Origin of the sequence: Rhodocytophaga aerolata (genome assembly GCF_030503435.1) — a bacterium.
Lineage (GTDB): Bacteria > Bacteroidota > Bacteroidia > Cytophagales > 172606-1 > Rhodocytophaga > Rhodocytophaga aerolata.
This window is the reverse complement of record NZ_JAUKPO010000069.1, coordinates 1-12,058: the sequence shown is the minus strand read 5'-3', so window position 1 is coordinate 12,058 and position 12,058 is coordinate 1. Positions and strand designations below refer to the sequence as shown.

General features: G+C 39.6%; 12 protein-coding genes. 5 read left to right on the top strand and 7 right to left on the bottom strand.

Translation table 11 applies throughout. The annotated features are described in order from the left end of the window. Nucleotides 1-112: 112 nt before the first annotated feature. Both Q0590_RS35335 and Q0590_RS35330 read right to left on the bottom strand, forming a co-directional pair. Complete coding sequence (locus Q0590_RS35335; RefSeq protein WP_302042397.1) at nucleotides 113-655, bottom strand: hypothetical protein; 543 nt, start codon at nucleotides 653-655, stop codon at nucleotides 113-115. A gap of 699 nt (nucleotides 656-1,354) precedes the next feature. Next, entirely contained in the window at nucleotides 1,355-1,840 is a 486-nt protein-coding gene (locus Q0590_RS35330; RefSeq protein ID WP_302042396.1) for an RNA polymerase sigma factor, read from the bottom strand. Between the two features lie 200 nt (nucleotides 1,841-2,040). Here Q0590_RS35330 and Q0590_RS35325 point away from each other — a divergent pair, with 200 nt between their 5' ends. Together Q0590_RS35325 and Q0590_RS35320 are read left to right on the top strand one after the other, a co-directional pair. After that, nucleotides 2,041-2,598, top strand: coding sequence for a TetR/AcrR family transcriptional regulator (locus Q0590_RS35325; protein ID WP_302042395.1), 558 nt, complete (start codon nucleotides 2,041-2,043; stop codon nucleotides 2,596-2,598). Between the two features lie 244 nt (nucleotides 2,599-2,842). Beyond that, nucleotides 2,843-3,994, top strand: coding sequence for an alpha/beta hydrolase (locus tag Q0590_RS35320; RefSeq protein ID WP_302042394.1), 1,152 nt, complete (start codon nucleotides 2,843-2,845; stop codon nucleotides 3,992-3,994). Between the two features lie 399 nt (nucleotides 3,995-4,393). On the opposite strand, the gene Q0590_RS35315 is transcribed toward Q0590_RS35320, so the two are convergent. Next, the gene (locus tag Q0590_RS35315) at nucleotides 4,394-4,747 is read right to left on the bottom strand and encodes a nuclear transport factor 2 family protein (RefSeq protein ID WP_302042393.1); all 354 of its coding nucleotides are present in this window, start codon (nucleotides 4,745-4,747) and stop codon (nucleotides 4,394-4,396) included. A 449-nt stretch (nucleotides 4,748-5,196) separates the two neighbouring features. Here Q0590_RS35315 and Q0590_RS35310 point away from each other — a divergent pair, with 449 nt between their 5' ends. Continuing rightward, nucleotides 5,197-5,616, top strand: coding sequence for a BLUF domain-containing protein (locus Q0590_RS35310; RefSeq protein WP_302042392.1), 420 nt, complete (start codon nucleotides 5,197-5,199; stop codon nucleotides 5,614-5,616). A gap of 361 nt (nucleotides 5,617-5,977) precedes the next feature. On the opposite strand, the gene Q0590_RS35305 is transcribed toward Q0590_RS35310, so the two are convergent. The 3 genes from Q0590_RS35305 to Q0590_RS35295 all read right to left on the bottom strand — a co-directional run bounded on the left by Q0590_RS35305 (nucleotide 5,978) and on the right by Q0590_RS35295 (nucleotide 7,154). Beyond that, nucleotides 5,978-6,421 carry a transposase gene (locus tag Q0590_RS35305; RefSeq protein ID WP_302042391.1) on the bottom strand — a complete coding sequence of 148 codons (444 nt, stop codon included), beginning with the start codon at nucleotides 6,419-6,421 and terminating at the stop codon, nucleotides 5,978-5,980. Next, nucleotides 6,396-6,623: a hypothetical protein gene (locus Q0590_RS35300; protein ID WP_302042390.1), complete on the bottom strand. Its 228-nt coding sequence runs from the start codon at nucleotides 6,621-6,623 to the stop codon at nucleotides 6,396-6,398. Before Q0590_RS35300 ends, Q0590_RS35305 begins: the two co-directional genes overlap by 26 nt. A 69-nt stretch (nucleotides 6,624-6,692) precedes the next feature. Continuing rightward, nucleotides 6,693-7,154, bottom strand: a complete 462-nt coding sequence (locus tag Q0590_RS35295) for a helix-turn-helix domain-containing protein (protein WP_302042389.1) — start codon at nucleotides 7,152-7,154, stop codon at nucleotides 6,693-6,695. A 219-nt stretch (nucleotides 7,155-7,373) separates the two neighbouring features. Between Q0590_RS35295 and Q0590_RS35290 the strand changes: the two genes are divergently transcribed. Then, entirely contained in the window at nucleotides 7,374-8,933 is a 1,560-nt protein-coding gene (locus Q0590_RS35290; protein ID WP_302042388.1) for a PAS domain-containing sensor histidine kinase, read from the top strand. A gap of 246 nt (nucleotides 8,934-9,179) precedes the next feature. On the opposite strand, the gene Q0590_RS35285 is transcribed toward Q0590_RS35290, so the two are convergent. Further along, nucleotides 9,180-9,983 (bottom strand): RpnC/YadD family protein, encoded by an 804-nt coding sequence (locus Q0590_RS35285; protein ID WP_302042387.1) that lies wholly within the window; start codon nucleotides 9,981-9,983, stop codon nucleotides 9,180-9,182. A gap of 340 nt (nucleotides 9,984-10,323) precedes the next feature. Here Q0590_RS35285 and Q0590_RS35280 point away from each other — a divergent pair, with 340 nt between their 5' ends. After that, the gene (locus Q0590_RS35280) at nucleotides 10,324-11,778 is read left to right on the top strand and encodes a TlpA family protein disulfide reductase (protein ID WP_302042386.1); all 1,455 of its coding nucleotides are present in this window, start codon (nucleotides 10,324-10,326) and stop codon (nucleotides 11,776-11,778) included. Nucleotides 11,779-12,058: the final 280 nt, after the last annotated feature.

Genomic DNA, 12,058 nt, shown 5'->3' with positions numbered 1-12,058 from the left:
TACTACTTCTTAACCAGTGCTTCCTTTTTAGATAATAACTTTAAACAGCTTCAATGATATTAACAGCTCTTTATAACACTCCACACTAAAAATGCTTAATTTATTTGAATAGTTAAAAGGTGTATAATGAGCCGTTAACACGTATCTGCTTGAAATTATCTACAACTCCTAGCCCTCTTTTGTATTCAACAAAATAACTAGTAGTATGCTCGGAATTTGATCTTGAGTATTTAAATTTGATTTTATCCTCGCTCTTTTCTACTACTTCAACTAATTCATTTGCTGGGTCATCCATAGAAGTAGTGTAAAACATATCCCCTATTTGTGCATTAAATTTAGCTTTTGTTAAAAATATCACAGTAGGGGTTTGTTTTCTAAAGTGGGCTTGAATTAGGTTTAACTTATCATCTATTCTATAATACATCGTGTCTCTACTATCGCCTCCAATCCTGGCAGCTAATACATAGAATTCGTTGCCCGCTATCTTTTTTTTTCCAATCACCTTTATATAATTTTTTTCATTGGACTGCCAGTAATTACCAATTTGCAATGGAAAATAGGGAGTATGACTGTTAGGAGTAGCATCCTTATTACATGAACTATATAAAAGAACTGCATGAACTAGAACTGATACACGAAGAAGCAATTTTTTCATAGTCAATTAATTGTATATGTTAATTTTTAACAGTTTATTAAGGTTGCAAACTAAATTTTTCGTGTTTAAAATTTTATTGTTGCTGGTAATTTAGATTGATCAAACTTTTTAATAAAGCACATCATTCCCCCTTTATTGACATTAAAAAAGAGGCACAATCATCTAACTACCTGTAAAAATCTATTGCTTAAACAAGGAACCAATAATGTTCAGTAGCTTTAAGTATTTTTATACAACCGATTCTACTACAGGGTTTTGCATAAATGCAGGTCTGAAACCTATCGTGGCTGCGGACTCCGTTTCATCCTGCTCAAGCACTTGAAAATTCTGATTTGAATTCAATTTAGAAAGTTGATAAATGATAACTCCTAACAGAGAAACTATTAGGAATAATAATAGAATTTGTAAATTATTTTTACTCATGGCTGGTTGATTTAGAATTCTAACTTTTAATTTAAAAGCTTGGGAGTTTATTAAGATATTTTAGAAGTGGACAAACTTTATTAGCACTAGACAATCTTTTTTAGCAAACCACATCATTTTGATATTTAAGTAGTGTGAAAAAAGACTTTTTCACGAATTTTTTAACAAGAAATTAAATTTATAGAAGATTAAATATATAACTAATTATAGTTTAGAAGCCATCCTATTCATTTCAATGCAATTATTATTGATAATAACTAAGATTGTGCATACTTTTTAACAATTGTGCAAACTTTTTAGCAAATGTGCAAACTTTATTAACGAAGCACAGTACACATAGGTCATTACCTGTTGTTGTGGCGGGCAGAGATTTTTCAAAAATACTTCGACTCCTATACAATCAATCTTTTGCTCAGCAGCATTGAGTTGATCCATGCCCGAAAGCAAGGTGGGAGTAACTGATGAAAGTTGTACCTGTTTGAATACCGAGGAGCGGGTTTTATCAATAGCTGTGTTTCGGGTAATATTTAGTATCCAGGTAAATAGACTACCTTTGGTTGCATCATAGGCGTGGCTATTTGTCCATATCTTCAGAAAGCTATCCTGTAAAACATCTTCGGCCAGAGGGGGAGAATGGACAATTTTTAAGGCAATAGCATATAAGCTTTTGGAGTATAGTTGATACAGCAAATCAAATCCCTTTTTATCTTTCGCTTGTAGCAAGCTGATCAGCTCTTGCTCTGTTGGTAATCGTTTTCTCATAAATAAATCAAATAAGGAAACAGGGCGGTAATTTTACGTGCTTAAGCGAAAGGATAAGCCTATCTATGAAACTAGCAAACGAATTTTACCAAACATTTGTTTGCTAGTTTTATGGATATCTTTATACATTAAAAACTCACTAGCTAAAAATATGAACTAAACTGGGTTTTTCGTTTTTTTCGGTAATTTTGCCAGTATGTATGAGCAAAGGGCACACAACAAAAGAGCAGATTATTTGGAAAGCCTACCAGCTATTTCGGGAGAGAGGCTATTACAACACCTCGATGGCCGATATTGGCCAAGCCTGTGGTCTATTGAAAGGAAGCATTTACCATCATTTTGCCTCCAAAGAGGTCCTGATGGAAGAGGTATTGAAAGCGGTCTACAATTCATTTAAACAGCAGGTATTCGATGTAGCCTTTCAAGCCATGGGCACCCCTAAAGAGCGTTTAGAAAAAATGATGCAGGCTATCGAGCAGACCTATTTTCAGGAGCAGGGAGGCTGTATTATGGGGCAAACCGGGGCGCATGTTCCCAGTAATCCGGCCGCTTTTACAAGCATTATCCAACAATTTTTTTCAGCCTGGAAACAGGCCTTTGCCCATGTATTTACTCCTCAGTATGGTATAGAAGACAGTCAGCGCTTAGCCTGGCAAGCTATTCAAGAGATTGAAGGCGCCGTTACTTTATATTGTATCTTCTTTGATAAATCTTTCTTTATTTCCACCCGTCAGCGGATAGAAGGGATGCTAGCTTAAAATAAATCTTCACAAAAAGCCATCTTGTATAAAACAAACGGTTGGTCAAATCGTATAGGCCCACTAGCTATCCTAGTGTTTGAATACGGATGGATTGTTGTGATAGATACTACAAGCGAAGATACCCCTGTTGGGTATAGCCCATGTTTTGTCCTTCTCTACATCCCATCACTTAGCTAACCAATTCCTATACAATAGGACTAGTCATACTATATCCCCACCTTAAACCAAGGAAAGTTTAATTATGAAACAAATTGAAAAACAAGAAAGACCACAAGAAAACCATCTAGGTAAAAGAAGCCCAAAAGCAAAGCTTATAAGGCTTAGCCTGCTGGCATTGTTAGGCGGTAGTGTCATTTTTTCTGCCTGTAAGAAAGATGAAGGGGAGCCGGATGTAGGCATTAGCCCCAAAGGGCCAAAACCCGAATGGGGACCTACCATTAAACCTCAAATGCAGCGGGTAATCGAGAAGTTAGAGGAACTTTCCGGTGGGGTTCCCTTACAAACACTCACCCCCGAGCAGGCCCGGATGGCTCCCTCGGCAGCCGATGCGGTCAAAGGGGTAATGCAGGAATATGGCATTGGCATGCCTCCCTCCGGGGTAGACACTTCAGGGGTAACCATTCCTGTAGAGGGAGGATTAATTCATGCCAGGGTCTATACCCCTAAAAATGCCATAGGACCTTTGCCTGGTATTGTGTATTATCATGGGGGTGGATGGGTGATTGCTACCATTGATACTTATGATGCCTCGGCCCGTGCCCTTTCCGAGCAAAGTGGCGCTGTGCTGGTATCAGTAGAATACCGCAAAGGACCGGAGTTCAAATATCCCACCGCGCACAATGATTCCTTTGCCGCTTATGAGTGGGTACTGGCCAATGCCGCCTCGCTGAAAATAAATCCTGCTAAAGTTGCCCTAGCTGGGGAGAGTGCTGGAGGTAATCTGGCAGCCGCCGTAAGTATGATGGCCCGGGACAATGGCCTAGCCATACCCGTGCACCAGTTGCTTGTCTACCCGATCGCTGATTATAACGTGAATTCTCCCTCGTATATGGAGTATGCAGAAGCCAAACCCTTAAGCAAACCCTTGATGGAATGGTTTTTTGGACACTACCTCTCCACGCCGGCAGAAGGCAACTCCCCACTCATATCACTGGTGAAAGCAACAAACCTGACAGGTCTTCCACCGGCAACAGTGATCAATGCGCAGATTGATCCGCTGCTCAGTGAAGGGCAACAGTATGCAGAAAACCTGGAAGGGGCAGGCATTGCTGTAACTTCAAAAGTATATGAAGGAGTCACCCATGAGTTTTTTGGTATGGCCTCCATTGTGCCACAAGCTAAAGATGCACAAAAGCTAGCAGCCGATGAGCTCAAAAAAGCCTTTGCCAGGTAGGCTTGCTACTTAGTCGCTTACCATGCAAAGAAATGAGAGAAGCGACCATTTGCTTGGTCGCTTGTTTATATAGGCTACTAATCAAAAGAGGTGAAGTGTGTTCAGCGGTTATTTAGATAGCGTCTTTAACTACTTTTGCCCTTTGTACAAACTTAGTCTATAGGTGAGAGTGAAAAATAAATATTTTCTACTCTCACCTATTTTTTTAATGAAAACTGGAATAGTAAAGGGAAGCAGTTAATTAAAAGATCCCTTTCTTGAAACTGGTTAGCATTTTTTCTAAGCATTTGGACAAAATAATCGGGAGCGCGACTTTCAATAAATTCATGATTATTGATTACTACTCCCCTTTTTATAGTAAATATTATACTGGCAGTGCATAGCTTGCAAGTGGGTTGCCTATGCAAGCTCAATATCCATTCTTACTAATAAGTTGTCTTGTATCGTGTAGATGTGCTTTACTGCTCCATCAAATATCAGATTACCTTGCATGTCTTTAACTCTTTGGTGAATGCTCACTTCCAAGGTACCATTTTCTCTTTCATTAAATTCAGTAGGTTTCACCCTGGGATTTATTTGTGACCACTGTCTTGTCCAATATTTTCGGATTTCGTCGTGCCCGCTCACATAACCACCTTCAAAGGCTTTTGGCCACTGTACGTCCGGGTGAAAAGTGGAAAGTACCCTAGCAATGTCCCTGGAATTAAAAGCAGCATATGCTTTCTTAATTAAATCTTTGTGTTGAGCTCTCATAATTTTTATTTAGTGGGTGAGTTAAGTTTCCACTAGAGGTTAAAGGTTAATAGATATTTTTCAATAATATCACCCATAGTTCTTGAGTTATACCTTTATGGGTATACTGACTTCTTTCAAAAAATTATAGATTATAAGTTTCTAGAAAAGGGCGGTTATTTTAACACATCTTTCGACTAACTCATATGATCAGGCCTTTTAGGGTAACATACTAAATTATTCTTTTCTGTTCCTGTCCCCAAATAGGAAACCTGACAAATTGATAAGGGCAAAAGAAACATTATAAAATATGATCCTGCTTTTGAATTCTACAACAATACAATCTGTTTCTGCAAGACGCTAAAGCCTTCAGCAACGCTTATTTTGGGTTACCTAACAGATAAGTAAATCATACATGTGTAAGAAACTGATGAACCACTCATCGGTTGATACCCTAAATACTACACAACATGCTTGCTCAATTAGTATACGTCAGCTCAAGAAAAAACACATGTAATGATTTTGAAATTGAAAAAATTCTCGCTGCCTGTCAGAAGAACAATCCTCATGTAGACGCCACCGGTGTACTTTTATACTCTCAAGATAAGTTCATCCAATATTTAGAAGGAGAGGCTAAGCAACTACTTGCCTTGTTTGATAAGATCAAGCAAGATCCCAGACATGAAAAGGTGCGAATGATTTCCTATGGCCCTATCAAAGAAAAAGCCTTTCCTTCCTGGCATATGGCTACTAAAAAGCTTTCAAAAAAGGATGTAGACTATAAAACCCATATTTCGCTTCAAGATAAAAAGATATTTGCGCAACTTCTCCAAGGTGAGCAGCCGGAAGCATCAAAAGTATTATCCATGCTCAAACAATTTTTTGATTGATATAGTCGCTATTTCTCATACCTGAGGCCTCTGTTACAGAGGCTTTTTGTTTATCTACCACGTACTTCTAATTCTGCAAGGCAAATAAGACAACTATCCTGCTGGTTTGGTTTAGAGGAGTAATTCCTTAAAGGAAGTCTAGTTGGATTTTGAAGTTTTACATAAAAGACATATATGATTAGTCAAATATGGCTTATATAGCAACAATACTCCTTCATTCTCTGTAGCATAGATAATCTCTTTGCCTACTTTTATTTTATATATGCAACCTTCATTAGCTGCAGCCTGTTATGTTCTTATCTGACACTAGTTATTTCAAATACAAGAATGTGTTTGCAAGCCCACTAGTGTTGTTCCAAGGTTATAAGATAGGGTAAAGGCGTTTAAATTTGATACGGGCATCTTTGGTAGTAAACTGCCAATCAATACAAGCCGTACGATTGTTTCTGTTGTCCTGCCATGCCTGCACTTGCTGTTTTAGACTTTCCTTATCAGGTATTCTCTCCGAAAGACATTGTCTGGAGAGAATCGAAAGCTCTATTTCTGCTACATTCAGCCATGAGCCATGCTTGGGCGTATGAACAAATTCTATGCGCTGCAAGATCTCACGTGCCTGTTGGGGCGGATGTAATTCATACAAAGCATGTCTGGCATGGGCTGAGAGGTTATCCTGCACAATGGTGATCTTTTTAGCATCCGGGTACATCTGCACAGCAATGAAAGTAACCACTTCAGCCCAGCTTTGAGCACTGTGATCCTCTTTGATGAATACTTCTCTTTTACCAGCTAAGGGTTCTACCACCATAGTGGACCACAAGCTTGAGCTTGGCTCCACTTATATCTGCTATCCCTTCCCGCTTGTATTCATAATCAATATGCCGCACCCCACGTTCATCAGTAAAGCTGCTGATTGTCTCTGAAACGAGTTGCTTACGGGTTTCATCCAAGCCTACTAGCGGATAATCTTTATCATAGGGCCGCTCATAGGCATCTAAGACCTCCTCCATGGCACAAACAAAATCTGCTCCGGCTTTAGGGATTACCCAACCTTTCTCTTGCCAGGGTGGAGCCCAAGATTAACATGGTATAAGGTCCAAGTTCATTTTTTTTAGCATTAACCGGATTGTCTCATCACTGATAGACTCCACATAGCCTAAAGCGATCATCTGATCCTGTAACAAGCTCAGGGTCCATCGCTTATTTCCTTCTGGTGGCTTACTGCAACGAATAGCGATCAGATGCGCTTCCACTTTGCCATCAAACGTCTTTGGTTTGAAGCGGCTGCGGGGCTTGCCTTGTAAAACTGTTTTGAGTCCATCTTCTACAAAACGTTGTCTGATTTTCTCGATACTAGCCGTTTTCAAACCATAACTTTCACTGATCCTGCTATCTGTCCACTGCTTTTCTCCATTGACATCTGCAGCCAGCAGTACAAAAGCCCGTTTGACTACGGCTGATTTTTCACTGCGTTTGCTAATGATCGCTTCTAATAAAGTTCTCTCCTCTGCTGTAAGGCTTACATGATATTTCTTTGCCATGCGCTGATAGTTTTTCTATCCATACCTTTTGCAAACACCAGGTAATACTTTTTACTCTTATTTGTTTCCTTGGAAGAACACTAGTTGATTTTATAGTTTGAATTTTTTTTACCCTTTTCTAACAATTATAGCTTGTTTTAGTTTACACAGCATACCTCTTTAGGTGTCACTCATTTACAAGAAAAGGAAAATAGCAGACTATTTTTTTAGATTTATTTCATGCAGAATCAGAAATCTTCCAAGCGCTCTGAGCAATTACAAGTAGAAAAAGAGGCGCTAGCTTCTATGCGGGAAAAATTGCAGCAAGCACAGAAAACCCTCCAGGCAAACGAAAAGATTAAACAAGTGCTAGATACATATGCTGCCTATATTATTACTGATCCTCAAGGAATTGTGCAGAAAGCAAGCGAAGGATTTTGTCACTTTTCTGGTTATAAAGCCGAGGAACTGATAGGTAAAAATGCCAATTTTATTAGTTCCGGTTATCATTCTTCCCTTTTCTGGACACAGCTTTGGCAGACCATCTCCCGAGGAAAGGTATGGAAAGGAGAGATACAAAATAAAGCTAAAGATGGCTCTATCTTCTGGATAGATATGATAATTACCCCCCTGCTCGATCAAGGGGGTCAGGTGGAAGGCTATGTGGCCATCCGAAGTGATCTCACCTTTTCTAAACAAGCCCAGGCCCAACTGCGCTTTGATGCGCATATCCTTGCTCATATTAGTGAAGCCGTGATCGGATTAGATGCTTTTTACCTGGTAAATTTCTGGAATGAGGGCGCCCAAAAGCAATATGGATTAACAGCCCAGGAAGTGATGGGCAGACCGCTTGGGGACGCCTATGAGTCGATCTGGCTGCATTCGGAAGATGAACCCAAAGCCATGCAAAGCTTAGCTCAATACGGATCCTGTAGTGTAGAAATTATTCATAAAATTAAACGAGGCACCAAGGCTGGAAAAGAGCTCTATATAGCAGCCACTACCCAGGTATTACTCAGTGAAAGCGGGCAGCAAACAGGTTTACTTGCCATTCTGCGCGATGTGACAGCACGGAAGCAGGTAGAACAAACCCTACAGCATACCCTACAAGAGCTGGAAAAGAGAAACCATGAATTAGATAACTATGTCTATAAGGTCTCTCATGACCTGAGAGCGCCCCTTACTTCCATGCAGGGCCTGCTCAACTTAATCAAGCTAGAAACAGATCTGGAGGTAAAAGCACAGTACCTGGCCTTAATCGAAAATAGAGTAGGTAAACTAGATGAGTATATACAGTCAATTCTGCATCATTCTAAAATGGTCAATGCTACCCTTCAGATTAAAGCTATCGATTTTGAGTCAATGATCGTGGAATGTTTTGAAGAATTAAAACATTATAATAGCTGGCAACAGGTATCGCTTACCATTCAGTTGGAAGGGGATAGCAGGTTCCATAGTGATGAATTCAGGCTCACTGTTATTTTAAAAAATATTATCACGAATGCCATCAAATATTCTAATTCAGGGGCGAGTCAAAGCTTTCTTCATTTCCATATCAATATCAGCCCTTCCAGGGCACTAATTAGAGCCACAGATAATGGAGTAGGTATTGATGCAGCGTATATAGATAAAATATTTGATATGTTTTTCAGAGCCAGCGCTAGTGCGCAAGGATCGGGCTTAGGTTTATACATTGTCAAACAAGCCATAGAAAAACTACAGGGGAGCATCCGGGTAGAAAGCCAGAAAGGAAGGGGAACCACCTTTATTATGGACTTACCTAATTTAGTAGGAAAATAGCTATTCCCTGGATTAAGTATATAAATACTAGTCCATGCGCTCTCAATAGAGTTTTACTCCTTTTCACAGAGATGAGAAACTAGTTTTAGAAAAAGCTAAATGAGAGACCATTGTTAATGAGTAAAGATAAAGGGGCGGAATTTCTAACTTTATGTGAAGCTTATTGGCAGGATAAAATAGGGGGCATCATGGAGGATGAGCCTATAATAAGAATCCTTGTAGAGTGTGCTTTGTGGTATTGTAGGGTTATTGTTTCCTTTTACCTTCTGACTTTAACTTCATTCGGATAGTTTCAATATCTTGAATAGATAGTTTTGTGATTTCACTGATCAATTCATTATCTAGCCCCTTTTTTATCATTTCTAAAGTAATCTCAAGGGTTCTTTCCTCAGTTCCTTGCTGATAGCGTAAATCTTTTTTTATATCTAGTGTGAGTGCCATTTTCTGTTCTTGTTTTAAAATCAAGGGTTGTAAATCTCTCAATAAGGAAAGCATGTCTAACTGCCTAACGCTTCTTTGAAAATTTAAGTTGCTTTCCTGAAGTGTACGTAATTTAATAAATATTTCCTCAACTACCAGCTCTGCTTGGACTTCACCAAAGTTACAGAGGATGGCCAGTAAAACTTCCTCTGGAATATTAGATGTGATAAATTCTCTATAGGAGATAGCTTGTAAGTCAATGAGCTGGAAGTTATACTCAAAGGTAGGCATAGAGAGTTTACTGGGCATATTGACCGGATCATTTCCGATATAGAAGACAATCTGTCTAAGAGGTAGGCGATAAATTTTATAGATCAAGCCGGCATACACAAACATGCGGTCAGCAATGGACTTGTCATTAGCTGTCTGGAATTCTATGTGGAAAACAAAGGTCTGATTGTCTTTAGTGGTGATTTTCTCTACAAAATCAGCTTCTCTTTCAATTGTATAATGCAATTCTGGGTATAAAACTTCTCCTTTGATGGGCTCGATATTGGTGGTTTTGCGGATGAGTTGGAGAACCACCTTTTCTAAATTTTCTTTAATGATTTTATCGTACTCTTGAGCCATTATACCTTATTTGGCTCAAAGGTATCATTTTTATGAGTTTTTATCCCTTCAGCTGGTAGTAAAATAAAATTTACTAGTTTCAAGAACTGCCCGTATTCTTTAACTTTGATAAGCATCTAAATGCCTATTTCGTTAATGGATTCTTTCCAAGAATCTTATATTTCAATCCACTTTTTGGTCACCTGCTAGCAAGCACTTGATTTGAGCAGATAATTCTTTTATCTTTCTTTCAGGCTGCAGCTCACTTATTAGGTATAGACCTTTCAGCTGTTATAGACCTGTTCAGCGGTAGCATACCTGAGTAGAGAATTTTCCTTATCTCTTTTCTTTTATTTACTATATGAGCTTACGCTTATTTTTTCTTTTGCTTTTCCTCCCTTTCCTCACCCATTCACAAGGAGCGAGGAAAAAAGTGGTACTAGCAGGTAAATTTATCCATAGCCACCCTTTCCAAGACAGGATGTATCTGCTTAGCTGGACAGACCCTTTAGGGATGGCTTACCTGGATACCATTTACCTGAAAGAGGATGACTCTTTTTACCTGCAAACAGATAAAATCACCGGGTCTGTGCTAGCCACTATAAATTACCAGAACAACAAAACCCTTGGACCTCGTTTGTTGCTTGCTCCCGGAGATAGCTTGCAGCTAATCATCGATATGCTTAATGCTAAAAATGTGCAAGTAGAAGGAAAGAGCAAAGTGGTTAACAGCTATTTTCCTCTTGTAGAGAAAGCCCTCTCAGACCCTTTGTTTGTCCAAAAGTATAGTAAACCTGCTAGCCTTGCAGAAGCAGATTTTGAAGACTATATCCACAAGCGCAGGCAGCTAGCTGACTCTATCCGAAAGCAATTATTTTCATCCACCTCCTCTGATGCGTATGGGAAAGATTTTGAGCACCTGCTGAAAGTAGAAAATCACTATGAGTTGATTGCATTGGTCCATGATCAGGCCTGGTATACTTCCAAAGCGCCTCAAGCCATGATAGATCGCCTACTTGGCCAGGAGTGGAAAAAAGAGTTAAACCATGCGGCCAACCTGATCTCTCCTCGATTCCGTAATTTTCTGCAATATATGGCCCGCTATACGTATTGGGCTAACCATCACTACCAGGTTTCCCCAGATAGTATTCCAGCTCTCTACAGGTATGAGTATGCCCTACGCAACTACACTGACAAGGTGCAGGATTATGTACTAGGCATGTATCTATGGCGTGACATCATTAATGAACATGCTTCTACAGAGGCATTCTCTCAGAAGATGGATTCGCTTCAAACTTACAAGCAAGCCATAGGGGATCAAAAGCTGCTTGCTTATCTAGATGCCTGCCAGCGCACAAGACATAAAGAATTAGAAAAGGGGCAACAGGCGTTGAAAAATGGGGATCAGGCACCTAATTTTTCTTTGAAAGATGCCAAAGGGAAAGTTTACACCTTAGCTGACTTCAAAGGTAAAATCCTCTATATCGATCTGTGGGCGAGCTGGTGTGGACCCTGTAAAGAGGAATTACCTCATCTGGCAAGATTACATGAGCAATACAAAGAACGTGATGTAGTCTTCATCAGCATTGCCTTATGGGACCGCTATACTGCCTGGCAGAAAGCTTTGTTGAAAGATCAGCCTACCTGGCTACAATTGTTTGATGCAACGGGCATAGTAGGAAAAGCCTATGGAGTAAAAGCTATTCCCCATTTCATTCTCATAGACAAACAGGGGAGGATTGTTCAACAAAAAGCGCCCAAGCCTAGTGCTACTGAACAGATTCAAACCCTGCTGGAGCAGCAGACAGGTAGGTAAGCAGAGAAGCAGGTAAGAATGAAGGAGCAATGGCTTAGTAGTTAAACTAATTTCCCCTTTGTTGAAACTACTAAACAACCTCGAATAAATCGTTCCATCTTGTATTTGTACCCTTTACTCAATGCTGCCCATTAAGGGGTACTTTGATTTTGGGTATAAGTTTGCGCTACTAATTTTATTGGTATAGATAACAAAAAGTTACTTAATAGAGCATGTACCCGAATTGGGAGGTGGCTGTGGCACAACTCCTTCTTTCATTATTTCTCGTAGCTGAGTATCT

Bases quoted from the DNA above. Each gene is read 5' to 3' on its own strand.
- Q0590_RS35335 (WP_302042397.1), bottom strand. From the start codon at position 655: ATGAAAAAATTGCTTCTTCGTGTATCAGTTCTAGTTCATGCAGTTCTT.
- Q0590_RS35330 (WP_302042396.1), bottom strand. From the start codon at position 1,840: ATGAGAAAACGATTACCAACAGAGCAAGAGCTGATCAGCTTGCTACAA.
- Q0590_RS35325 (WP_302042395.1), top strand. From the start codon at position 2,041: ATGAGCAAAGGGCACACAACAAAAGAGCAGATTATTTGGAAAGCCTAC.
- Q0590_RS35320 (WP_302042394.1), top strand. From the start codon at position 2,843: ATGAAACAAATTGAAAAACAAGAAAGACCACAAGAAAACCATCTAGGT.
- Q0590_RS35315 (WP_302042393.1), bottom strand. From the start codon at position 4,747: ATGAGAGCTCAACACAAAGATTTAATTAAGAAAGCATATGCTGCTTTT.
- Q0590_RS35310 (WP_302042392.1), top strand. From the start codon at position 5,197: ATGCTTGCTCAATTAGTATACGTCAGCTCAAGAAAAAACACATGTAAT.
- Q0590_RS35305 (WP_302042391.1), bottom strand. From the start codon at position 6,421: ATGGTGGTAGAACCCTTAGCTGGTAAAAGAGAAGTATTCATCAAAGAG.
- Q0590_RS35300 (WP_302042390.1), bottom strand. From the start codon at position 6,623: ATGGAGGAGGTCTTAGATGCCTATGAGCGGCCCTATGATAAAGATTAT.
- Q0590_RS35295 (WP_302042389.1), bottom strand. From the start codon at position 7,154: ATGGCAAAGAAATATCATGTAAGCCTTACAGCAGAGGAGAGAACTTTA.
- Q0590_RS35290 (WP_302042388.1), top strand. From the start codon at position 7,374: ATGCAGAATCAGAAATCTTCCAAGCGCTCTGAGCAATTACAAGTAGAA.
- Q0590_RS35285 (WP_302042387.1), bottom strand. From the start codon at position 9,983: ATGGCTCAAGAGTACGATAAAATCATTAAAGAAAATTTAGAAAAGGTG.
- Q0590_RS35280 (WP_302042386.1), top strand. From the start codon at position 10,324: ATGAGCTTACGCTTATTTTTTCTTTTGCTTTTCCTCCCTTTCCTCACC.